Origin of the sequence: Pseudothioglobus sp. nBUS_23, assembly GCF_051201565.1 — a bacterium.
Classification (GTDB): Bacteria; Pseudomonadota; Gammaproteobacteria; order PS1; family Pseudothioglobaceae; genus Pseudothioglobus.
The window spans coordinates 1,160,691-1,181,252 of sequence record NZ_CP179200.1 but is presented as its reverse complement, the minus strand read 5'-3'; the positions used below and the strand labels follow the sequence as shown (position 1 = coordinate 1,181,252).

At 38.0% G+C, this 20,562-nt stretch carries 25 protein-coding genes; 8 read left to right on the top strand and 17 right to left on the bottom strand.

Going from position 1 to position 20,562, the window contains the following annotated elements:
• Positions 1-70: 70 nt before the first annotated feature.
• Together ACMAZA_RS06015 and ACMAZA_RS06010 are read right to left on the bottom strand one after the other, a co-directional pair.
• Positions 71-400: a nuclear transport factor 2 family protein gene (locus tag ACMAZA_RS06015; RefSeq protein WP_435187875.1), complete on the bottom strand. Its 330-nt coding sequence runs from the start codon at positions 398-400 to the stop codon at positions 71-73.
• Positions 401-419: 19 nt separating this feature from the next.
• The gene (locus ACMAZA_RS06010; RefSeq protein ID WP_435187873.1) at positions 420-809 is read right to left on the bottom strand and encodes a hypothetical protein; all 390 of its coding nucleotides are present in this window, start codon (positions 807-809) and stop codon (positions 420-422) included.
• 94 nt (positions 810-903) lie between these two features.
• Between ACMAZA_RS06010 and ACMAZA_RS06005 the strand changes: the two genes are divergently transcribed.
• Positions 904-1,254, top strand: a complete 351-nt coding sequence (locus ACMAZA_RS06005) for a nucleotide pyrophosphohydrolase (RefSeq protein ID WP_435187871.1) — start codon at positions 904-906, stop codon at positions 1,252-1,254.
• Here ACMAZA_RS06005 and ACMAZA_RS06000 read toward each other — a convergent pair whose 3' ends face one another.
• Both ACMAZA_RS06000 and ACMAZA_RS05995 read right to left on the bottom strand, forming a co-directional pair.
• Positions 1,255-1,722, bottom strand: a complete 468-nt coding sequence (locus ACMAZA_RS06000; protein ID WP_435187870.1) for a hypothetical protein — start codon at positions 1,720-1,722, stop codon at positions 1,255-1,257. It lies immediately after the preceding gene.
• 62 nt (positions 1,723-1,784) lie between these two features.
• On the bottom strand, positions 1,785-1,985 hold the full coding sequence (locus ACMAZA_RS05995; RefSeq protein WP_435187868.1) for a DUF6356 family protein: 201 nt from the start codon (positions 1,983-1,985) through the stop codon (positions 1,785-1,787).
• 115 nt (positions 1,986-2,100) lie between these two features.
• Between ACMAZA_RS05995 and ACMAZA_RS05990 the strand changes: the two genes are divergently transcribed.
• Positions 2,101-2,934, top strand: coding sequence for a phytanoyl-CoA dioxygenase family protein (locus ACMAZA_RS05990; protein ID WP_435187866.1), 834 nt, complete (start codon positions 2,101-2,103; stop codon positions 2,932-2,934).
• Here the strand turns inward: ACMAZA_RS05990 and ACMAZA_RS05985 are convergent.
• A complete protein-coding gene (locus tag ACMAZA_RS05985) occupies positions 2,931-3,788 on the bottom strand; it encodes an alpha/beta hydrolase (RefSeq protein WP_435187864.1) in 858 nt (285 codons plus the stop codon). The genes ACMAZA_RS05990 and ACMAZA_RS05985 overlap by 4 nt on opposite strands.
• Before the next feature lie 158 nt (positions 3,789-3,946).
• Here ACMAZA_RS05985 and ACMAZA_RS05980 point away from each other — a divergent pair, with 158 nt between their 5' ends.
• Complete coding sequence (locus ACMAZA_RS05980; RefSeq protein ID WP_435187862.1) at positions 3,947-4,240, top strand: hypothetical protein; 294 nt, start codon at positions 3,947-3,949, stop codon at positions 4,238-4,240.
• A gap of 32 nt (positions 4,241-4,272) precedes the next feature.
• A complete protein-coding gene (locus tag ACMAZA_RS05975) occupies positions 4,273-4,497 on the top strand; it encodes a hypothetical protein (RefSeq protein ID WP_435187861.1) in 225 nt (74 codons plus the stop codon).
• Between the two features lie 3 nt (positions 4,498-4,500).
• On the opposite strand, the gene ACMAZA_RS05970 is transcribed toward ACMAZA_RS05975, so the two are convergent.
• The 3 genes from ACMAZA_RS05970 to ACMAZA_RS05960 all read right to left on the bottom strand — a co-directional run bounded on the left by ACMAZA_RS05970 (position 4,501) and on the right by ACMAZA_RS05960 (position 6,315).
• Positions 4,501-5,379 (bottom strand): DMT family transporter, encoded by an 879-nt coding sequence (locus ACMAZA_RS05970; protein WP_435187859.1) that lies wholly within the window; start codon positions 5,377-5,379, stop codon positions 4,501-4,503.
• Between the two features lie 70 nt (positions 5,380-5,449).
• Positions 5,450-5,821: a hypothetical protein gene (locus tag ACMAZA_RS05965; RefSeq protein ID WP_435187857.1), complete on the bottom strand. Its 372-nt coding sequence runs from the start codon at positions 5,819-5,821 to the stop codon at positions 5,450-5,452.
• 125 nt (positions 5,822-5,946) lie between these two features.
• On the bottom strand, positions 5,947-6,315 hold the full coding sequence (locus tag ACMAZA_RS05960; protein WP_435187856.1) for a hypothetical protein: 369 nt from the start codon (positions 6,313-6,315) through the stop codon (positions 5,947-5,949).
• A 138-nt stretch (positions 6,316-6,453) separates the two neighbouring features.
• On the opposite strand from ACMAZA_RS05960, the gene ACMAZA_RS05955 reads away from it, so the two are divergent.
• On the top strand, positions 6,454-7,551 hold the full coding sequence (locus tag ACMAZA_RS05955; protein ID WP_435187854.1) for a serine hydrolase domain-containing protein: 1,098 nt from the start codon (positions 6,454-6,456) through the stop codon (positions 7,549-7,551).
• On the opposite strand, the gene ACMAZA_RS05950 is transcribed toward ACMAZA_RS05955, so the two are convergent.
• The 3 genes from ACMAZA_RS05950 to ACMAZA_RS05940 all read right to left on the bottom strand — a co-directional run bounded on the left by ACMAZA_RS05950 (position 7,544) and on the right by ACMAZA_RS05940 (position 11,641).
• On the bottom strand, positions 7,544-8,947 hold the full coding sequence (locus ACMAZA_RS05950; RefSeq protein WP_435187853.1) for a M81 family metallopeptidase: 1,404 nt from the start codon (positions 8,945-8,947) through the stop codon (positions 7,544-7,546). The two genes, ACMAZA_RS05955 and ACMAZA_RS05950, sit on opposite strands and share 8 nt — an antisense overlap.
• 11 nt (positions 8,948-8,958) lie before the next feature.
• The gene (locus tag ACMAZA_RS05945; protein WP_435187852.1) at positions 8,959-10,386 is read right to left on the bottom strand and encodes an aldehyde dehydrogenase family protein; all 1,428 of its coding nucleotides are present in this window, start codon (positions 10,384-10,386) and stop codon (positions 8,959-8,961) included.
• Positions 10,387-10,465: 79 nt separating this feature from the next.
• Positions 10,466-11,641: a pyridoxal phosphate-dependent aminotransferase gene (locus tag ACMAZA_RS05940; protein ID WP_435187850.1), complete on the bottom strand. Its 1,176-nt coding sequence runs from the start codon at positions 11,639-11,641 to the stop codon at positions 10,466-10,468.
• A gap of 61 nt (positions 11,642-11,702) precedes the next feature.
• Between ACMAZA_RS05940 and uvrB the strand changes: the two genes are divergently transcribed.
• From uvrB to ACMAZA_RS05925, 3 genes are read left to right on the top strand one after another with little or no spacing between them, the layout of a single operon-like run.
• Positions 11,703-13,688, top strand: coding sequence for an excinuclease ABC subunit UvrB (gene uvrB / locus ACMAZA_RS05935; RefSeq protein ID WP_435187848.1), 1,986 nt, complete (start codon positions 11,703-11,705; stop codon positions 13,686-13,688).
• On the top strand, positions 13,672-14,322 hold the full coding sequence (queE, locus tag ACMAZA_RS05930) for a 7-carboxy-7-deazaguanine synthase QueE (RefSeq protein WP_435187847.1): 651 nt from the start codon (positions 13,672-13,674) through the stop codon (positions 14,320-14,322). Before uvrB ends, queE begins: the two co-directional genes overlap by 17 nt.
• Before the next feature lie 53 nt (positions 14,323-14,375).
• Complete coding sequence (locus ACMAZA_RS05925) at positions 14,376-15,041, top strand: hypothetical protein (protein WP_435187845.1); 666 nt, start codon at positions 14,376-14,378, stop codon at positions 15,039-15,041.
• Positions 15,042-15,091: 50 nt separating this feature from the next.
• Here ACMAZA_RS05925 and ACMAZA_RS05920 read toward each other — a convergent pair whose 3' ends face one another.
• The 6 genes from ACMAZA_RS05920 to serB form a co-directional block, all read right to left on the bottom strand.
• Positions 15,092-15,568: an Hsp20/alpha crystallin family protein gene (locus tag ACMAZA_RS05920; protein ID WP_435187844.1), complete on the bottom strand. Its 477-nt coding sequence runs from the start codon at positions 15,566-15,568 to the stop codon at positions 15,092-15,094.
• 86 nt (positions 15,569-15,654) lie between these two features.
• A complete protein-coding gene (locus tag ACMAZA_RS05915; protein ID WP_435187842.1) occupies positions 15,655-17,196 on the bottom strand; it encodes a SulP family inorganic anion transporter in 1,542 nt (513 codons plus the stop codon).
• A gap of 24 nt (positions 17,197-17,220) precedes the next feature.
• Positions 17,221-18,321 (bottom strand): chorismate synthase, encoded by a 1,101-nt coding sequence (gene aroC / locus ACMAZA_RS05910; RefSeq protein ID WP_435187840.1) that lies wholly within the window; start codon positions 18,319-18,321, stop codon positions 17,221-17,223.
• Between the two features lie 113 nt (positions 18,322-18,434).
• A complete protein-coding gene (locus ACMAZA_RS05905; protein ID WP_435187838.1) occupies positions 18,435-19,076 on the bottom strand; it encodes a hypothetical protein in 642 nt (213 codons plus the stop codon).
• A gap of 22 nt (positions 19,077-19,098) precedes the next feature.
• Positions 19,099-19,533: a DUF2141 domain-containing protein gene (locus ACMAZA_RS05900; RefSeq protein WP_435187836.1), complete on the bottom strand. Its 435-nt coding sequence runs from the start codon at positions 19,531-19,533 to the stop codon at positions 19,099-19,101.
• Positions 19,534-19,636: 103 nt separating this feature from the next.
• A complete protein-coding gene (gene serB, locus ACMAZA_RS05895) occupies positions 19,637-20,467 on the bottom strand; it encodes a phosphoserine phosphatase SerB (RefSeq protein WP_435187835.1) in 831 nt (276 codons plus the stop codon).
• Positions 20,468-20,562: the final 95 nt, after the last annotated feature.

Sequence of the window (20,562 nt, the reverse complement as noted above, 5' to 3'; positions counted from 1 at the left end):
CTTAAGAATTTATTCTATCGAATAAAAAAGACGCTAAAAAGCGCCTTTTTTTTATAGGCCAAACTCTTTTTTAAGGAAGAAGAGTTGCACCAGTCTCCATGCGTATGACTTGTCCATCCTTTATTTCATGAAAAGCAAGAACTGCCTCACGTGTCCCATCTGGAAAACTCATAACACCATGAGTAACCATAGCTTCGCTGCTTTCATATAGGCATCTAGATTCATGCGTGACGAAATCATCACTGTTCATCATAAATGTAAACATTTCCATTGCCTCTTCTTTATTTTTTTTTGAGTTGTCCAGGTGCATGATAAATTGATAATCGTCATGAAGAGTGGCGGCATAAGCCTCCATATCATTTGCTTCTCTAGCTGCTTCTTGAGCTTTGTATACTGACATAATGTCTCCTTTTAATTAGTTAAGATGTTACAAAATAAATAATAACTGCTATCAAAGGTATTAAGGGCCTAATAGCATTTTTTGGTTCATGGTCAGCACCATCAAATGTTGACCAAACCTTTAACACGAGTCCCATGTTAAAGATAAAGGCAAAAAGAGTAAAAATTCCAACACCAGCAACAACCTCTTTTGCAGAACTAAAGCCTCCAATTTGCAACATTGGTAGTGTGGCAATTAGCATTAAAACAAAACCAAACATTAGGAATCCTGCTGGTTTAAAAGCAAAAGCTGCCTGTGGTGAATCCATTCGATTAGATTCTGCAAACTTTTTTGAATTAAAAGAAAGCTGTATAGCAAAGAAACCACCAAATAAGATTAAAAAAATATGACAAAGAACCGGGATACTCATAACAACTCCTTATAGTTGATAAATACTTAAGAAATCTTAAGTGTGTTAAGTATACTAAATTTTTTTTGTAAAAGAGTTGTAATAAAAAGAGTATATGGATATAAGTAAAATACAAAACCAGCTAAGTAATTTTGCATCAGAAAGAGATTGGGAGCAGTTCCACAGTCCAAAAAATCTGTCTATGGCGCTGAGCGTTGAGGCTTCAGAACTTGTTGAAATTTTTCAGTGGCTTACTCTAGAAGAATCAAATTTTCCAGATCAAAAACAGCTGGCCTCAATTCGAAGTGAGGTGGCTGATATTGCTATGTACCTAATTCGCTTTTGTGACGTTTTAGAGATTAATTTAGAGGAGGCAATTGAAGAGAAGTTTATTGAAAATGGTAATAAATACCCAGTTGAACTGTCTAAAGGCAGTTCAAAAAAATACAATCAGCGAGACGCGTAACTAAATTTCAACTTTGTAGCACTCGTATGGTTTTCCTGATGATGGTTGAAGGTTAATGTAATCGTCAGCAAGTACAATTATTTCTTCGGAATTTTTTTCATTTAGTTTGAATTCGTCTTGTAAGCTAAAGTATTCTTCAAGCCAAGGGTGATTTCTATTTCTAACTTCAATGGAGTTTATCATGCTTGTTAGATTTTGACCCTCGATTTCCCAAACGCCTGATCCTAAGGCGCTATAAAAAACCTTAATCTTATTTTCTTCCATAGGGAAATCAACGATAAGTTCACCAAAGCTATTCCAAGTACCATCTTTCTTGTATCGAATCACCTCAAAGGCGGAGTAGCCAGGCCATAGATCTTTACATACCCAATTACCGAGAATCTCATTCTCATAAAAACGAGGAGACATTGCAGCAAATGAACTCGCACTAAAAGTACAAATAATTAAAGCAGTTAAAATTGATTTCATAAAATGAATTTTAGTAAATATCCTTAAGAAAAAAATGAAGTATTCATGAATTTTAAGCGAATTTATTTTCTTTTCTTTAGTTCGTCTCCCATCTTGATGATTTTATCACTTACTGTTTTTCTAAAAATAAAGGGAAATATGCCGTGGATTAGTGCAATCACAAATAATCGAAATAATTTAAAGCTGAACTTCCATGCAGTAATTAGATGTTGGAGGTAAGTTTCTCCGACCTCTTTTGGATGCTTATTAAATAGATTTGGCAATGTAATATTCTCTAAGAATTTTTTATAGTTAAGATCAGTATATACTCATATAAAAAATATGGTTATTAATTTTTTATTATAATAAAATGGCAATTTTATGCAGGTGAATAAAGTCATGCCTAGAGTCTTAACAAAACTACAGATTGAGCAATACCATGATCAAGGTTTTATTTCTCCTATTAGGGTTATTTCTGAACAAGAAGCCTTATCCATCAAAGACGAGTTAGAACAGGTTGAAAAAGAGTTTCCTGAAGAAATAAATTCTGAAAGCAGAAACAACCTACATCTTTCATTTGCTTTTTTAGATGCGCTCGCTCACAATAAAATCATTGTAGATGCCATTGAGGATTTGATTGGACCTGAAATCTCTCTTTGGGCATCGGTCATGTTTATTAAAGAGCCATCTTCCAAGCAATACGTTAGTTGGCACCAGGATGCAACTTATATGGGTCTTGATAGTTTGGACTTTCCCACCCCATGGATTGCGCTTAGCCCTAGCAATATAGAAACAGGATGCATGACAATGATTGCGGGAAGTCATAAAACAAAAATCCAGAATCATGAAGATACCTTTGCTGAAAATAATATTTTGACTAGAGGTCAAGTGATTCAAGATGTTGATGAAAGTAAGGCGGTCGATCTTATTTTGCAGCCTGGAGAGATGTCAATACATCATGGCGCAGTGATCCATGGCTCTCAACCTAATAACAGCAATCAAAGGAGAATTGGTTTCTCACTTCAATCCTATATGCCTAATAACGTTAAACAGATTGTTGGGAGAAATCTTTGGACTCACGTTAGGGGTCAAAAAAGACAAGATGATGACGGTATGTTGCTAGATCGACCTAGGTTCAATATGGATCCAAATACTGTTGCTCAAAGAAAGATTGCAAATGAAAATTTATCTGAGATACTCTACAAAGGCGCAAAAGAAAAACGTAATTACTAGTTATTTTTTTTGATCCATTCAATGATTTTTTTGACGCCCTGTGCAGTTTTTGTTGGACTCAAAATGTCTCCAAGAACTCCATGCTTTGATGGATCATCTTTTAGTGAAAGTATTGGATTAAAAACTTCAACATTTTCTCCCATTTTAGCAATGATGCGACGGGTATCCCTAGCGGAGACGACTTTATCATTGTCTGAAAACCAGAATAGCACCGGCAACTTAATATTTTTATGGTTAGCTAAGCTTGCGGCAACCACAGAGTCCTTAACCGCAAAAAGAGCTTCAGTTGGATAGCTAGTTGTCCAACACCTTTCATGCTCAGAATTTTTTGGTACAAAGGAGTGCTCTTTACCTAGGATGAGAGGTATAAACCATTTAGCTCCGGGTGCTCTAAGAAAATGTCCTCTGAATGAGCTTGGCCCAAAATTAGGTGAAACATAAATAACTGACTTTATTTTCACTTGATATTCTAAGAGACTATGAATCAGTGAGCAACCTGTTGATGAGCCAATAAGAATAACTTCATCGCCTATTAACTCACCAACCCTAATGGCCTCATTAGTATCCAAAGTCCAGTCCTCAAATGTTGCAGAACTCAAAGCTTCTCCATCTTGACCATGACCTGTCAATCTTGTAAAGAATACATTCGCCTTTAAAGCAAAAGCAATCTGCTCGATGACAGGACTTAGCTCAGCTCGCGTTGCAGAAAAACCATGGACAAATACTATGCTTAGTGACGTTTTTTGAGCAGCTTTATGGGCCCATAAAATTTTCTTTTCAATGTTTGGTCGCAGGTTATGAACCCTAGATTCAATCGATGCAATGTGTTTTTCTATAGATCCTATATCAAGCATTTTGTTTTGGTCTAATATTTTTGCAAAGTCAATTATATCTTTAACTTATTTTATTATTGAAATTATATTTGTATACAAAAAGAAAACAAATATAAATACTATATGTATACAAATTATGTATACTATCTTTTTAGTAGTTCATTTAAGTGATTTTTTTGATGGGTAAATACGTAACAAAGAATCAGAAGGCAGACGAAAAACGTGTTGTGAGTGTAAGGATTCGAAGACCAGTTTTTGAAGCATTTAGGAGTGCTTCAATAGCTGCTAAGGATTTTGGATACAGCATGTCTCTTTCTCTCGTATTTGAGACTGCTATGGAGGATGCTGTATCTGAGTTTAAGGAGATTAGTGGGATCGATTATAAGGATATAGCTAAAACAGAGCTTGATAGGAAGTGGGAAAGTAAATACAAAACTTCAAAGAAAGCTTCAAAGGGTAAGTCTCAATCATAGGATTGAGATTTTTATATTTAGGAGTTAAGTCAATGTCAGACAATAGTGTCGCAAGCAAGATTAAAGAGTTAAGAAAGGATTTAGATAAAGAGACAAATTTTTTACAGCAACAGATGGAACTTCCATTAGATGGAAAAATAGAAAGGAATCTTCAATCTGAAAATAATTCCATGCAGCTCAGTAAAGGGATTGCAATTTCTAGATGGATTAGAAAGATTACTTCTCAATTTGAGTCGGTAGATCCATTTTATAAATAAACTTTAATCTATCGAAGATTGAGTTGTATTTTTTCGCCAGTTCCATTTGATTAGGGTACTGGCAACACCAATCATTACCAGCGTGCCTCCGACCCCCATTGTAACGGTAAACTGCTCCTCAAGAAGAACTATGCCTGCCGTAATTGAGGTGACCGGAAGAAGCATTAGGAAAGGAGACATCTTGCTAACATCGCAAATTCTTATCAAATGATACCAAAGACTATAGCCAACCACTGTCATGATCACTGACAAGTAAAAGACTATTAACCAATCCAAAGAACTGGCACTTTTTATAGACTCCCATTGACCATCCTCAACTAATAATGAGATGATGAACATTTGTGGAGTCGCAATAATTGCAACCCAGGACAGAATAGTAATACCAGAAAGTGTTTTGAGTCGACTAATCATGATTTGCGCTATTGCCCAGACAACTGTACCAATGACTACTAAAGCAGCGCTGTCCAGGCTATCACTCAATCTTGGTTCGCCAACAATAATAAATACACCAAAAAAAGCTAGCCCCATCCCGAAGGCTCTAGGCCAACCCAGCTTTTCTTTGAGAATGATAGTACTTAGAAGAGCTAATATAGGGCCTTCAAGTTGCAATAAAATCGAAGCAGTTGATACGTCAATGCCTCTTAATCCATAGTAGGTGAAGGCATACTGTATGGTGGATCCAATAAAAGCAATCATAAAAAGCTCTCGCATATGCCCCCAAGGGGGCTTAACGAACCATACTAATATCAAGCCTGCGATACCAAAACGAAGCGACATTAAGAGCAGTGGAGTGAACTGATTCATTCCAATTTTTGCAAGGGCATAGCCAAAACCCCAAGTAATTGGAACAATTAAAGCAAGAAGAATTTGCTTAGAGTTCATTAAAAAATCTACAAAAAAAAGGAGGTCAATTATGACCTCCTTTGACTCACTAAATAAAGTTATTTATCGGTTAATTAGATTTCATAAAAAATCCAATAGCAAATAGAGCTGTAACTGCTGTGCTAAGCCAGTCCATTGCGCCACCTGGAGCCATACCTGAAATCAATATTTGATAGAGCTGCATAATTAAAAATAAAACTGCAATAATACCAAAAGATTTTGCCGCTACTTTTAGTTGATCTTCACTGGTCCAGTTAGGTATGCCATATGCAAGTATAGCTAGACCTGCCATAGCTGTGCCAGTTGCCTGGGCGATAGCAACGAGCTCTGCAGAATATCCCCATTGGTACTGGGCAAATACCATTCCAGGAACTAAGATTAATTGAAGCGCCCAAATTGCAGCAAAAGCTGCTTGAAGTCTAAAAATTAGTGACAAACTCATGTTTACTCTCCTAAGTTAAAAAATAACGACACCTCTATTGTTGTGGCGTTGTTCGAATTATACACCTGTTAAAAAAAATAAAAAAAGAGCCATAATAAGCCCCTTTATTTCAAACTAGTAAACTATTATCTTGATTTCCAGTAGAAAAGAATAATAAATAATAAACTTAAAGCGATTCCAAAGTACTGCATGCCTCCAGATGGAATAGCGCCCGATGTAACATGAAAAACTTGCAGTATAACCGCGATAATTTGAAGAAGTATGAGAGTGACTGTTGCTTTTTTAAGTTGCTCCTCTGAAGTCCAGTTCGGCAGCATTATAAAAATTACACCAATAAACAAGAAAGACATTGCTAAAAACTGAGACATTGTAACCATTGGTTGGGTTACCTCCCAGCCGTAGGATGCTGCCATCATGTTTGTTCCAAACCACATTGACGCTGCCCATAATAGACCCACCAACCCGTTCAATCTGTATACTAAAGTTAACGTCATCATATTTCTCCTATAATATTGAATTAACTTATTTTTTTACACACACTTATTGTGTGTCATTGCTTTGTACTCAATCTTACCATAAAGCTTGAATAATTTTTTTCAGACTCAGTATTTTTTTCCAAGTACAATTACTTGATGACAAGAACTAGCCCTAAAAATACTCAGTATTTTCCTTCGCCAGAATCAAAGGGTGGATGGCAGTTTCTTGATAAAAAAATAGACAAAAAAGTTGTCTCTAAAATTAATTTTGAGCACCTTAACAAGGTAATTGAAGAATACAAGCTTTTCTTTGACAATGTTGCTTCTGGCATTGTTATTGTTAAAGATGGTTTTTTAGTCAAAGAGCATTACAGCTTCATGACACTTCCAGGGAGTAGATTTGATGTATGGTCTTGCACCAAATCATTTACTGGGATAGCTTGGGGCTTATTACTGGAAGAAAGTAAAAATGGAACACTTCCCGACAATATAAAAGTTGACTTAGATAGTTTTGCATATTCATTTTTTCCAGATTCTTTCAAAATGACTGATAAGCTAAAAGAAAAAATAACAATAGGACATCTCCTTAGCATGACCTCTGGTATTCCTGGTGAAAATGAATTAGTATTTGGTATTCCTCCGCTAGATAACTTTGGACCGTTTGAGCATGCTCTAGGATATCAGGAGAACCGATATGGCTATAAAACAGATCAACTGATTTCAGAGCCAGGCACAATTTGGGACTATAGTGATCCCGCGATGGCTCACCTTTCAATTCTTTTTAAACTCATTATGAGAAGAGAGATGCATGAATACATGCAGGAGAAAGTTTTCGATAAGATTGGTATAGAGAATGCAAGTTGGGACGTTCATGGAGGAGGTCAATTCATAGGTCCTCATACGAGTGCCCACGTTGGTCTTCATATTTCGGCAAGAGAGCTTGCAAGGGTTGGTTATTTGTTGATGCAAAATGGAAGGTGGGCTGATGATGAAGTTGTCCCTAGTTCTTGGATTGAAAAGGCAACCAAGCCTTCACAAACTTTAAATCCAGAGTATGGATTTACATTCTGGGTGAACACTGATGGAACAAGGTGGCCAGGGCTTCCAGTAGATATGTTTTCACTTGAAGGTTACAACACTAATAGATGTTATGTAATACCCTCAAAAGAGCTTGTTGTTGTCAGAGTTGGGTCAGGCCCCAACCAGTGGAATGAGCAACTTTTTATTAAGCAGGTTTTGAAGGCTATTAACTAACTAAGGATACCCCGTCACTGACGAGCGGGATAAAATTATCAAAATCTTGAAAAGGGTATATTTTCTTGTTACGGTGTTTATTTTTGATAATAGCTAAGTTTTGATTCACTGCACCCTCAGTAAGTGCTAAAAATGATCGTGAAGAAAGTGACTGTAAATCGGGAGAGAGGTATCCTGACTTAACCACTAAAATTTTGAAGTCACTCAGTTCGAGATTTAATTCCTCAAAATCCTTGAAATTATGAAAGGGCCTCCTTATTTTAGAGATCAATATGACAGTTTTAGAGATGCTAACTACGGCGCACTGATTCTTAAAATATACGCTATCAGCTTTAAGTTTTAATAATGGGCCACCACCCCCAAAGGTGCCACCTAAGCTAAACTCATTCCCTGTCTTGAGCTCATCATAGGCTGACTTAGAAGCTATTCCGGCAAATAGTGAATCAATATGACAATTTTTAAGGATTGCCTCTAGTACATCGACTCTATCACCTACGCCTCCTGCTGTGGGATTGTCACCGCTATCTGCAACAATTGAAAAATCACTTTTGAGCCAAAGTAAAGCATCATCAATGCTCCCTGTCTGCATATCAGACTTTAAATCTTTTCTAGAATTCCAGTAGTTTGCAGCAATTTTTTTACAGAGTTTAGCTCCCATAATCTCATTGGTGCAAGTTACTACTGATGAGGCTGTGGCTCTTTGAGTGTCAGCCCACACGTAACCAACCAATAAATTACAATCAAGAATCCCTTTTTCATTATTATATTGTTCAAGATTTTCGTAAATTGTTTTGCAAGGCTCCACAAAAGTTGAAGACATCTCTCCCGAAACTAAAACTGGTATTGGCGACCAGAGTACTATTGGTCGATAGTTTTCATTAATTGCGCTTACCAGCATTGATGCTGAGCGCCTATAGGTCTCCTTCACATCAATATGAGGTGCAGTTTTAAAAGCAGCAAATGCATCAATATTTTTGATGATTTTGTCAGTTATTTGGCCATGAAGGTCATAGCTGAGCGAAATAATACAATCTGGACCAACCGCTATTCTGACTGAGCTTATCCAGTCTCCTTCTGGATCTTCTATGCCCTCAACATACATTGCTCCGTGCATCAACAGGAGAATCCCATCAAGCCTACCAAGAGCTTTTATCTCTTCTATGAATTGATTTTTAACTTGATCAAAATATTCTCTATCAATCGGACCACCAGGAACCGACTTATTGAAAAATAACGGACTAACATTAATGTTGTGTTCTGAAAATGGAAAGTCAACGAGTTCAAGTAAATCTTGTTCGCGGACAGTTCTAAAGTCTTCCTTATTTTGAAATAATGGCGAATAGCTGCTACATTCAGTGCTGATACCGCCAATGGCTATATTTTTTTTAGCCAGCATTCAGTTCAGCTTTAGTTCCAGCCAGTAACTACCTTGACCTCAACAAACTCAGTAAAGCCATGCTCTCCACCTTCCCTTCCAATTCCAGAGTGCTTGAACCCACCAAATGGAGCACCACTTGCAGCACCTTTACCATTGAGCTCTACAGTTCCAGATAGAAGCCTTTTTGACATTCTCTTTGCTCTCTCCTGGTCTTGTGTTTGAACGTAGTTGGTTAATCCATAAGGGGTATCGTTGGCAATTTCAATAGCCTCTTCTTCAGTATCAAAAGGAATAATTGAGAGAACTGGCCCAAAAATTTCAGTTTGTGCAATCGTCATTTGATTATTAACGTCTGCAAAAATTGTAGGCTTGATGAAATAACCAGTCTCGAGTCCCTCAGGTTTTCCAGTTCCTCCAGTCACCAAAGTGGCATTCTCATCTATCCCAGCTTGAATTAATGCTTGAATCTTATCAAACTGAAGTTTTGATACAACAGGGCCAAGGTGTTTTCCCTCTTTTGATGCAATATCTGTTTTAGTTGAAAGGGCTGTTTCTTTGGCAATTTCAACAGCTTGGTTATAGATTGATCTCTCTACAAGCATTCTTGTAGGTGCGTTGCAAGACTGACCTGTGTTATTGAAACAGTGCCTAACACCTCTTTTAACTGCTTTTTCATCAGCGTCAGCAAAAATAATATTCGCGCCTTTTCCACCAAGCTCTAGACCAACCCTCTTAAAGTCGTCTGCAGCATTGTGAGAAATTAAGGCGCCTGCTCTTGTTGATCCAGTAAAGGAGACCATGTCAATATCTGGATGTGAGGTCAGCTGACTTCCAACACCAGCACCATCACCATTAACAAGGTTGAAAACACCAGCAGGGCATCCGGCCTCCTCAAGCATATCAGCAAACAACATTGAATCTAGAGGGGCAATCTCTGATGGCTTTAAAACCATTGTACATCCGGCTGCAATAGCAGGAATAACCTTCAAAGCAACCTGGCTAATGGGCCAATTCCATGGAGTAATGAGCGCGCATACGCCTTTTGGCTCATAGATCAGTTGATTATCAGAGTCATCTAGTTGTTCTTCAAACTCAAACTTTTTGAGTTGATTGAGAAAATCTTCAATTGCGTTTGTTCCTGAAGGCGCTTGAGCAGCCTTAGAAAAATCAATGGGAGCTCCCATTTCAATAGAGATAACCTCAGCCATCTCATCCATTCTTCTTTTATATATATCATAAAGCCTCTCCAGCAATGCAATTCTTTCTTCTTTAGATGAGCTTGACCACATCGGCAATGCTGCTCTTGCAGCTGAAACCGCTGCATCTGTATCTTCTTGAGAGCCCAGTGAGATTATTGCACATACTGATTCATCTGAAGGATTGATAACTTCAAGGTCATTCTTATTTGAAGGGTCAACCCACTGACCGTTAATGTAGAATTTTCTTTTATCAAGCATTGAGATTCTCCTTATCAAAAAAGTAGAGGTTATATTAAGAAATTTTAGATGTCAAGAAAAAAACTAAACAAGCGCTTGTTTAGATGCTTGCTAATTTTTCAACTGAAAGTTTAATGTTATCCATACTCGTAGCAAAAGATAATCTCACATATCCAGGAGCTCCAAAAGCGGAACCAGGAACAACAGCTAAACTTAATTTCTCAAGACAATAAGTTGAGAATTCGACATCATCCTTAAGTCCAAGCCTTTCTATTAAGCCTTGAACCTTAGGGAAGGAGTAGAACGCACCACCTGATCTAGGGCATTCGATACCATCAATTGCATTCAGACTATCCACAAGAAAGTCATGACGACGTTCAAAAGCCTCAACCATCATCGTAATGAATGACTGGTCTCCAGTAATAGCTTCAAGAGCAGCTGCTTGTGAAATGGAGCTTGGGTTTGAAGTAGATTGGCCTTGAATTTTTTTCATTGCTTTTATGACTGACTCCGGCCCTGCTGCGTAACCAATTCTCCATCCAGTCATCGCATAGGCTTTCGAAACACCATTCAAGATGATGACGCGATCTTTTAGATTTGGGCAAGCCGTAGCAATGTTGACAAAGTCATCATCACTCCATCGAATATGTTCATAAATATCGTCACTGATAATGAGTACATGGGGATGCTTCTCGAGAACAGTCCCAAGGGCCTCAATCTCTGACTTTGAGTAGACAGATCCAGTAGGGTTTGAGGGGCTATTTAGAACCAAGAGTTTAGTGTTTGCAGTAATACTTGCTTCCAGCTGTTCAGGTGAAATTTTAAAATCTTGATCCAGACCAGCCTCAATAAAGACTGGAGTGGCATCTGCTAGAATAGCCATATCCGGATAGGAGACCCAGTAAGGCGTTGGAATAATTACTTCATCGTTAGAGTTTAAGATCGCTTGACAAAGGTTGTAAAAAACCTGTTTTCCACCACAAGAAACCATAACTTCGTTTAGTGAATAGTCTAACCCGTTTTCTCTTCTAAATTTTTCACAGATAGCTTTTTTAAGCTCAGGTGTACCGTCAGCAGCTGTATATCGAGTCTCACCATTACCAATGGCTTTAATAGCAGCCTTTTGAATATTGGTCGGGGTATCAAAGTCAGGCTCTCCAGAACCCATAGATACAATTTGGATGCCTTGTGATTTTAATTCTTTGGCTTTATCGCTCACTGCCATAGTGGCTGATGGTTTAACTTTTTGAACTCGATTTGATAACATTGATGACATTTACGGTACTCTTTAAATGGTTTAAAATTGAGGGTTTTATTTTAATGAAAAACTGCCAATTATGGCCAGAAAATTTCAACTCAAATCAAATTTTTCACCTAAGGGTGACCAGCCCTCTGCAATTCAAAAATTGTTAGATGGAATTGAGTCAGGTGAGAAATATCAAACCCTTGTTGGGGTTACTGGCTCAGGCAAAACTTTCACTTTAGCAAATGTCATTGAGAAGAGCCAAAAGCCGAGCCTCATTATGGCTCCTAACAAAACACTAGCAGCTCAGCTTTACAGTGAAATGAAGGAGTTTTTCCCAGACAATGCTGTTGAATACTTTGTCTCCTACTATGACTACTATCAGCCAGAGGCCTATGTACCAGCTTCAGATACATACATTGAAAAAGATGCGTCGATAAATGAGCAAATTGAGCAGATGCGACTCTCTGCTACCAAGTCACTTTTAGAAAGAAAAGACGTCATCATTATTGCCAGTGTCTCAGCCATTTATGGTCTTGGTGACCCAAAGAGCTACATGAAGATGCTGCTTCACTTAACTGTCGGAGAACTCACCAACCAGAGAGAAATTCTAGCGACCCTATCAAAGATGCAATATACTCGGAACGACTTAACACTCATCAGGGGGCATTTTAGGGTTAAGGGCGAGGTGATTGATATATTTCCGGCTGATTCGGACGAGAGTGCAGTTAGAATTGAGATGTTTGATGACGAGGTTGAGAGTCTTTCATGGTTTGACCCTTTGACTGGAGAGAAGCTAAAATCACTTCAGAGGATCACCATCTATCCCAAGACTCACTATGTCACTCCTGAATCCACGATTCAAAATATGCTTGATGATATCAAGGTTGAATTGGGCGTTAGAAAAAAAGAGCTCCTCTCCCAAAATAAATTAGTTGAAGATCAGAGGCTCTCACAGAGAGTGGTTCAAGATATGGAAATGATGAGAGAGCTCGGCTACTGCTCCGGTATTGAAAACTACTCACGATACCTATCCGGAAGAAAGCCTGGAGAAGCACCGCCAACACTGTTCGATTATTTGCCAGATGACTCTCTAGTAATTCTTGATGAGTCGCACGTTACAGTGAGTCAAATAGGAGCCATGTATAACGGGGATAGGGCACGAAAGACAACGCTCGTTGACTTTGGTTTCCGTTTACCCTCTGCTCTAGATAACAGACCGTTAAAGTTTGAAGAGTTTTCAGAGAGATTAAATCAATGCATTTTGGTTTCTGCAACCCCTGCAAACTATGAGCTCGATGTGTCAACCGTTATTGCTGAGCAGGTGGTCAGGCCAACTGGCCTTTTGGATCCTGAAATTGAAGTCAGGCCTGTAGAGACTCAGGTAGATGATCTGTTGTCTGAAATAAATAAGAGAGTTGCGATTAAGGAGAGAGTTCTTGTTACAACATTAACCAAAAGAATGTCAGAGCAGCTCAGTGAGTATTTGAATGATCATAACATTAAAGTTCGCTATCTTCATTCCGATGTTGATACAGTTGAGCGAGTTGAAATAATAAGGGATTTGCGACTAGGCGTTTTTGATGTTTTAGTTGGGATCAACCTCTTAAGAGAGGGTCTTGATATTCCGGAGGTCTCATTAGTAGCTATCTTAGATGCTGACAAAGAGGGATTTTTAAGGTCTGAGAGATCACTCATTCAAACCATGGGCAGGGCAGCGCGAAATATTAATGGTAGTGTCATTCTTTATGCTGACAGGGTTACAAATTCTATGCAAAGGGCGATGGATGTCACAACAGCAAGAAGAGACAAACAGCAATCATTTAATGAAAAACACGGGATTACGCCAAAAGGCGTTGTTAAGCCTATTGTTGACATTCTGGATACCGATCTTTCTGCTGCTGAAATCGATGAATCGAGTTCAGAAATTATCCAAGTCAAGCTCTCACCTGTTCAGTTATCCAAAGAATTAAAAAGATTAGAGAAAGAGATGTATCAGTTTGCAGAAGAATTAAAATTCGAGCAAGCAGCAGATGTTAGAAACCAAATCAAACTATTAAAAGATGGACAATTTAAATAACACAACTCTCAATATCACTGAAATCTTTTACTCGCTCCAAGGAGAAGCAAAGGAGGTCGGAATCCCAACCGTTTTTGTTCGTTTGACTGGGTGTCCACTCAGATGTAACTATTGCGATACTGCCTATGCATTTAAAGGAAATAATCCACTCTCCATTCAACATATATTAGATGAAATTGCTCAATATAACACTCAATATGTATGCGTCACTGGAGGAGAGCCAATGGCTCAAAGTAACTGTTTAAAACTCCTTGATGCGCTTATTGAAAATGAGTACAAAGTATCTATGGAGACCAGTGGAAGCATCGATATAGCTCCAGTGAATAGTAAAGTATCAATTGTAATGGACATTAAAACGCCTTCCTCAACTGAAGAACATCAGAATAGATACGAAAATCTTTCAATTCTAAAAAATAAGGACCAGCTAAAGTTTGTTATTGCTTCAAGGTCAGACTTTGATTGGTGTACTGAAATGTTGGAAAATCATGAAGTAGAGTCTGAAGTTTTGTTTTCCCCAGTCTATGAGAGTTTAAGGCCGGTTGAATTGGCTGATTGGATTCTAGAAAAAAAACTTAATGTTAGACTTCAAGTCCAGCTCCATAAGATTCTTTGGGGTGATCAAAAAGGAAAATAATCAATTTTTAATTGTGATAATATAGAATCTTAATCAACTCATGAATTGCAGTTATGAAATTACAATTATCAAAACTATTTGGATCCTTTTTAATCATTACATTTTTGACGTCATGCTCACCGAGTGTTCTTGATGTAACTCTCTACACGACAGATATTGAGGCGGCAAATGAAGGAGAAGTGTTTGAGGTTCCTGTCAGAGCTTCATTTACGATGTATAGCGATGATGATGGTGAACTAGATACAGCTACATTGATTGCTGAAAAGTATCTTGCTCCAGAATCTGTTTTCTCCCAATCATCCACCGACTATAGCGAAACACTTGTTATTGAAACAACAATTCCAATAGGAACATTGGAGAATTTAGAAACTTATCTTGGAAACAATAATCGTGTTGCTGTTTTAGTTCTTGAAAATACTGGTGAACTTGAAGTTAGTTTAAAGTCTACAGACTATGCCGATGCGCTCAACAGTGAGTTGAGTGATGTGAACTTTATGCTTGGTTTTGAGTTGCCGGGTGATGCGACTAATTTTAGGGTTATCAGTGATAGTAGAAATAATGTGCAAGTTGATGCAACGGCTGTTTTTGTCTCTGAGAAACCGTATCTCTATTTCTCAAAAACATTGAAGCGACGAGATGAGGCTGAGATAGTATTTAAAGGGGCTTCTGGAAGTGTTTATAGCGAGATTGATCCTTTAATCTACGTTAATTTCGAGTAACTTATTAGATTTAGACACTTGCCTTTTTTTAAAAGACAAGTGTCGTTATTTTAATTAATTGTTATTTGTTGTACTTCTGGTTCTGATTTAACGTTCTTTGGCAAGGTGACAACTAATTCTCCTTCTTTAAAGTCAGCGGTAATTTTTGACTTATCTACATCTTTTGGAATCATAAATTGTTGCATAAATGACTGGCTGGACTGACTTGTCTCGCTGATTGTATTTTTTTCAGCTTGTATGACAAGTAGGTTTTTATCAATATGAATCTTCAGGTCCTCTTTATCCATTCCATCAAGAATGATTTTTAGTTGAAAGTTGTCTTGATTTTCAATCTGATTTAAAGATAACCAGCTATTATTATTGTGTCTTAAACCCATCTCTTCAAACAAATGGTTGTGGTGTATATCCATCATTTCCATGTGATTGAACATGCGCTTCATCATAGACTCAAAGTCATTGTTTAAAGGACTGTGTGCCAACACTGAACCAGAAAGTAAAAACAAAGTAATAATATAGATTTTTTTCATATTTATATTTCCTATTTTGTTAAACGGAAAAAAATTATAAAAAAAAATTAAATCAAAATCAAGAGTTCGGATTATGATTTTTAAGCTTACATGTTTCCTTCAATTCGAGCCTTTGCTTTATCGATAGCAACATGATATTGAGGATCTTCAAGAACATTCACTTCCACCAGGTGCTGCGCAGTCTTCAGAAGCAATCGACATTCCTCACTCAAATGCATTAAGTGAAGAGTTTTACCGGCTTTTTGATAGCGCTCTGCAAGTTTATCAATGGCCTGAATAGCAGAGTGATCAATGACTCGAGAATCTTCAAAGTCAATATAGACATTATCTGGATCTTCTTTTGGGTTGAATATTGAATGGAATGTGTTGATTGATGCAAAAAACAAAGCTCCGTGAAGTCTGTAAGTCTTTTTACCCTCTGACTCATATTCTTCAACAGAGTGAATCTTTCCAGCTGACTCCCAGGCATAAGATAGTGCAGACATGATTACTCCAGCAATGACTGCAAGAGCTAGGTTATCAGTTAGAACAGTAATTACAGCTACTGCTATGCCCACCACAATGTCTGGCAATGGGACTTTGCCAAATAGCCTTAGTGATCCCCACTCAAAGGTCCCTATCACAACCATCATCATAACTCCAATGAGAACGGCGACTGGAATCATTTCAATGTACTTTGAAAGGTAAAGGATAAAGAATAGGAGGACCAGCGAAGCGACAATGCCTGATAGTCTTCCCCTGCCTCCTGACTTGATATTAATGAGGCTTTGACCTACCATTGCGCAGCCACCCATTCCCCCAAATAATCCAGTTACCGTATTAGCAACTCCTTGACCAATACATTCACGATTAGGCTGACCTGTTGTTTCAGTTAAATCATCAATCAGGTTTAGGGTTAATAAACTTTCAATAAGGCCAACCAGAGCCATGACCACTGCGTATGGGAAAACGATACTGAGCGTTTCAAAATTGAGGGGTACGTCAGGAAAATGAAACGGTGGAAATACCCCACCAATAGGGGCGATATCACCCACTGTTCTTGTATCTAGTCCAAGAAAAAGAACTGCTAGAGTTCCGATTACAATTGCTACCAAAGTTGAGGGAATGGCTCTAGTGATTTTTGGCAAGAAATGAATAATAAGCATCGTGATGGCAACAATAATTAGCATCAAAGCGAGTGGACTTCCTGTAATCCATTCCCCCTCAACCTTAAATTGTTTGACCTGAGATAAAAAGATTACTATAGCAAGACCGTTCACAAAGCCAAGAAAGACTGGGTGCGGAACGAGTCTAATAAATTTACCCATTTTTAAGATGCCAAAGACTACTTGGATGACTCCTGTAAGAACGACAGCAGCAAACAAGTACTCGACGCCATATATCGCAACTAAAGTTCCAATGACCACCGCAATAGCTCCGGTCGCTCCTGAAATCATTCCAGGCCTGCCACCCAAAATCGATGTAACAATTCCAATTGTAAAGGCTGCATAAAGTCCTACAAGTGGATTTAATCCAGCCAAAAGTGCAAAGGCAACAGCTTCTGGGACAAGTGCAAGCGCGACAGTAAGGCCTGACAAAATATCATTTTTTGCGTTACTAGGCACGCGCTTATGAATGAGCTTAAACATTATTTCCTTTTGATTGAATTGAACTTACTGCTTGGATGCGGGTATAACGGGCGTGACTGATTCTACATCTGCGTTTTGAGCGCGGTTCCTTAGGGCATGGTCCATCAGAGTAATCGCCAGCATCGCTTCTGCAATAGGGGTAGCGCGAATGCCAACACAGGGGTCATGTCTTCCGGTTGTACTGATTTCTGTTGAACCACCTTTTTTGTCGATACTCTCCGCAGGAAGACGAATACTGGAGGTTGGTTTCAGAGCAATTGAAATTAATAGATCTTGCCCAGAACTTATGCCTCCTAAAATTCCTCCAGAGTTATTTGATTTAAAGCCCTCCGGGGTTATCAGGTCCCTATGATCAGAGCCCTTTTGGTTTACAACTTCAAAGCCAGCACCAATTTCAATACCTTTGACCGCATTAATGCTCATCATTGCGTGTGCAATATCCGCATCGAGTCGGTCAAATATGGGCTCACCTAGACCAGTCACCATATTGCTTGCCACAATATTAATTCTGGCGCCTATAGAGTCACCTGACTTTCTTAGATTGTCCATATACTCTTCAAGCTCTGAAACCTTCTTAGCATCAGGACAAAAGAAAGGGTTGTTATGAACTTCATTCCAGTCAAAGTTTTCAAAAGCTATAGGGCCTAGTTGGGCTAGATAGCCATTGATTTTGATACTAAATTTTTCACTGAGGTATTTTTTTGCTATACCGCCAGCTGCAACTCTGATTGCAGTTTCTCTTGCCGATGAGCGACCACCTCCACGATAATCTCTGATTCCATATTTTTGTTGATAACTAAAGTCAGCATGTCCTGGCCTAAATGAATTAGCAATTTTGGTGTAATCCCTTGGCCTTTGGTCATTATTTTCTATCAAAAGACCAATCGGAGTTCCAGTAGTTATCCCTTCAAAAGTTCCTGAGACAATTTTTACAGTATCAGATTCTCTTCTTTGTGTGGTATGTCTGGAGCTGCCAGGCTTTCTCAAATCAAGGTCGCCCTGAAGGTCTTCTTCACTCAGTTTCATGCCTGGGGGGCAACCATCAACAATGCCTAAGAGTGCATCACCATGACTCTCGCCAGCAGTCGTTAAAGTAAATAGTTTTCCGAATGAGTTGCCCGACATTGAATGGTGATGTGCTTATTTAGATGGCTCACATTATACCTGTGAGAGATTTTAGATCTAATATTATTAAATCTTGTTTACGAAAAGGGTGGATAGGACAGAATTTATAAAAATTAGTTTATAAAGTCATCAAAGTAATAGTAATGAACGCCTGGGATAGAATCTAATGTAGAAGCCATTTTGTCAGCTAATTTTTGAGCGTCAATGCTTCTGTATTTTCTTGCAGATCCAATACAAAAAATATCAAATACTTTAGCGGCCCTCATAAAGATTTTCTCTGAAACAGCCCTATGCCTTCCTCCTCGACCAATTAAAAAGCTGGGTCTGAATATATTTACGCTCTCATAGCCGAGCTCAAGAATTGCATCTTCAAGCTCACCTTTGGTTCTTAAGTAGAAGTTCTTAGATTGACTATCAGCACCCACTGATGAAATAAGGGTTAATTTTTTGGCGCCAGAATCTAGGGCTTTTTTTGCAATCACAAGGGGGTAGTCAAGATCAACTTTTTTAAAGTTTTCTTTGCTTTTGGCAATCTTGATTGTAGTACCAAGACAAATAAAAACATGATCACATTTTGGAAGGGAGCCTTCGGTCAATAAGGAGTCATAATCAACAATGAGTTCATGTGCATTTGCAGGAAGAAGTTTGATTGTGTTTCTTGCTAATGCTATAGGGTTAAGATTTTGATCAGAGAGACAGCTCAAAATCTTGCTGCCAACAAGTCCTGTCGATCCTGCAATGATTGGGGTGGGCATATATAAAAGTAATAATTAGTAATTATGGAAGAACAATTTCGATATTATCAATGTCACCATTGACATCTACCTTCATCTTATCAAACTTGGGCGCACCCATACCGCTGAATTGATAGAAACCAGCTGGCTCTTTTGGAATAAAGAAAAAGAAATCCAGCTCTCCGTTACCATTCTTGTCTTCAAACGAGGCAAGGGCATAAGGTCCAGTTGGAACCTCCATACTAAAGTCGACACTGCAATCAGCACCCTTTGTTGGAGAGTAAATGTTCTCTTGACTATGATTCATACCTTTAAAGCCTGCCTCTTCATAAATAAGAACATGGACTGCATGCTTCGAAGAGCAGCCTGTGACTGTTCCGCTTACTTTGTGAAGATGGTCATCAGCATTTGCAATATTAAAAAAACTAAAAACAAAAACTGATAAAAAAACTGCTAAAAGTATTGATTTTGATTTCATAGCACTCATAATATTTTATAAATTAAGTCGTTAGTTTACTTAGAAGACTGAAAGTTTTAAATGAATTTTTTGTGGTTTTTCTATGAAAAAAAATTTTGATCACTTACGATTTATCAAAGAAGTCAATTAGGCTATCTAATCCACCAAAGTTAATATGTATATTACAACTTTTCTTCAAGATTGGTTTGCCGTGGTAAGCGACCGATAGTCCGGATACTTTCATCATTTCTAGATCATTAGCACCATCTCCAATGGCAATCACTTGTTTAGAGCTAAGCCTATAATGCTTACACAATTCTTCAATATAATTCGCTTTTGCCTTGGCATCAACCACTGCTCCTATTACCTTTCCAGTTAAAGCCTCATTTTTGATTTCAACATCGTTAGCGCGATATGAATCAATACCTAAGACATCTGTAACTTTTTCAGCAAAAAAGTTTATACCGCCTGAAACTAAAGCAGTTTTTATTTTGATAGACTTAAGAAATTTAACAAGCTCGCTAGCACCTGGGTTCAACTCCATTTTGTTTTTGTATACTTGATTGAAACTTTCAGTGCCAACCCCTTTTAAAATAGACAATCTCTTTTTAAATGACTCAGAAAAATCTAACTGACCCTGCATCGCTTCTTCTGTAATGCATGAGACTTCATTTGACAGGCCAACCTGTCTTGCGACCTCATCAATCGTTTCAATCGAGATCAGGGTAGAGTCCATATCACTGACCATGAGTTTGATATTGTCATAATCAAACCCTTGATCAAAAATATTAAGATCAACACTATGATGAGACCTTAAATTCTCAATTTCAAAGTTTGATTTTGTATGCACTCTGTAGTGACTTTTTCTTGCTTCAAGTTCACCATTTATATGAAGAGCTACTTTTTTAGCAGTTTCGATATTGTGGTCATGAACTATTATGGTTTGAATTGTCATCAGATGAATCAAGTATGAAATAGACTCATTATTTTACAAGATTGATTAAAGCAAATGATTTCCAAGGCTGAGAAACAAATGTTAATTTTCAAATT

Coding starts and splice junctions, on each gene's coding strand:
- ACMAZA_RS06015 (WP_435187875.1), bottom strand. CDS start 400: ATGTCAGTATACAAAGCTCAAGAAGCAGCTAGAGAAGCAAATGATATG.
- ACMAZA_RS06010 (WP_435187873.1), bottom strand. CDS start 809: ATGAGTATCCCGGTTCTTTGTCATATTTTTTTAATCTTATTTGGTGGT.
- ACMAZA_RS06005 (WP_435187871.1), top strand. CDS start 904: ATGGATATAAGTAAAATACAAAACCAGCTAAGTAATTTTGCATCAGAA.
- ACMAZA_RS06000 (WP_435187870.1), bottom strand. CDS start 1,722: ATGAAATCAATTTTAACTGCTTTAATTATTTGTACTTTTAGTGCGAGT.
- ACMAZA_RS05990 (WP_435187866.1), top strand. CDS start 2,101: ATGCCTAGAGTCTTAACAAAACTACAGATTGAGCAATACCATGATCAA.
- ACMAZA_RS05985 (WP_435187864.1), bottom strand. CDS start 3,788: ATGCTTGATATAGGATCTATAGAAAAACACATTGCATCGATTGAATCT.
- ACMAZA_RS05980 (WP_435187862.1), top strand. CDS start 3,947: ATGGGTAAATACGTAACAAAGAATCAGAAGGCAGACGAAAAACGTGTT.
- ACMAZA_RS05975 (WP_435187861.1), top strand. CDS start 4,273: ATGTCAGACAATAGTGTCGCAAGCAAGATTAAAGAGTTAAGAAAGGAT.
- ACMAZA_RS05970 (WP_435187859.1), bottom strand. CDS start 5,379: ATGAACTCTAAGCAAATTCTTCTTGCTTTAATTGTTCCAATTACTTGG.
- ACMAZA_RS05965 (WP_435187857.1), bottom strand. CDS start 5,821: ATGAGTTTGTCACTAATTTTTAGACTTCAAGCAGCTTTTGCTGCAATT.
- ACMAZA_RS05960 (WP_435187856.1), bottom strand. CDS start 6,315: ATGACGTTAACTTTAGTATACAGATTGAACGGGTTGGTGGGTCTATTA.
- ACMAZA_RS05955 (WP_435187854.1), top strand. CDS start 6,454: ATGACAAGAACTAGCCCTAAAAATACTCAGTATTTTCCTTCGCCAGAA.
- ACMAZA_RS05950 (WP_435187853.1), bottom strand. CDS start 8,947: ATGCTGGCTAAAAAAAATATAGCCATTGGCGGTATCAGCACTGAATGT.
- ACMAZA_RS05945 (WP_435187852.1), bottom strand. CDS start 10,386: ATGCTTGATAAAAGAAAATTCTACATTAACGGTCAGTGGGTTGACCCT.
- ACMAZA_RS05940 (WP_435187850.1), bottom strand. CDS start 11,641: ATGTCATCAATGTTATCAAATCGAGTTCAAAAAGTTAAACCATCAGCC.
- uvrB (WP_435187848.1), top strand. CDS start 11,703: ATGGCCAGAAAATTTCAACTCAAATCAAATTTTTCACCTAAGGGTGAC.
- queE (WP_435187847.1), top strand. CDS start 13,672: ATGGACAATTTAAATAACACAACTCTCAATATCACTGAAATCTTTTAC.
- ACMAZA_RS05925 (WP_435187845.1), top strand. CDS start 14,376: ATGAAATTACAATTATCAAAACTATTTGGATCCTTTTTAATCATTACA.
- ACMAZA_RS05920 (WP_435187844.1), bottom strand. CDS start 15,568: ATGAAAAAAATCTATATTATTACTTTGTTTTTACTTTCTGGTTCAGTG.
- ACMAZA_RS05915 (WP_435187842.1), bottom strand. CDS start 17,196: ATGTTTAAGCTCATTCATAAGCGCGTGCCTAGTAACGCAAAAAATGAT.
- aroC (WP_435187840.1), bottom strand. CDS start 18,321: ATGTCGGGCAACTCATTCGGAAAACTATTTACTTTAACGACTGCTGGC.
- ACMAZA_RS05905 (WP_435187838.1), bottom strand. CDS start 19,076: ATGCCCACCCCAATCATTGCAGGATCGACAGGACTTGTTGGCAGCAAG.
- ACMAZA_RS05900 (WP_435187836.1), bottom strand. CDS start 19,533: ATGAAATCAAAATCAATACTTTTAGCAGTTTTTTTATCAGTTTTTGTT.
- serB (WP_435187835.1), bottom strand. CDS start 20,467: ATGACAATTCAAACCATAATAGTTCATGACCACAATATCGAAACTGCT.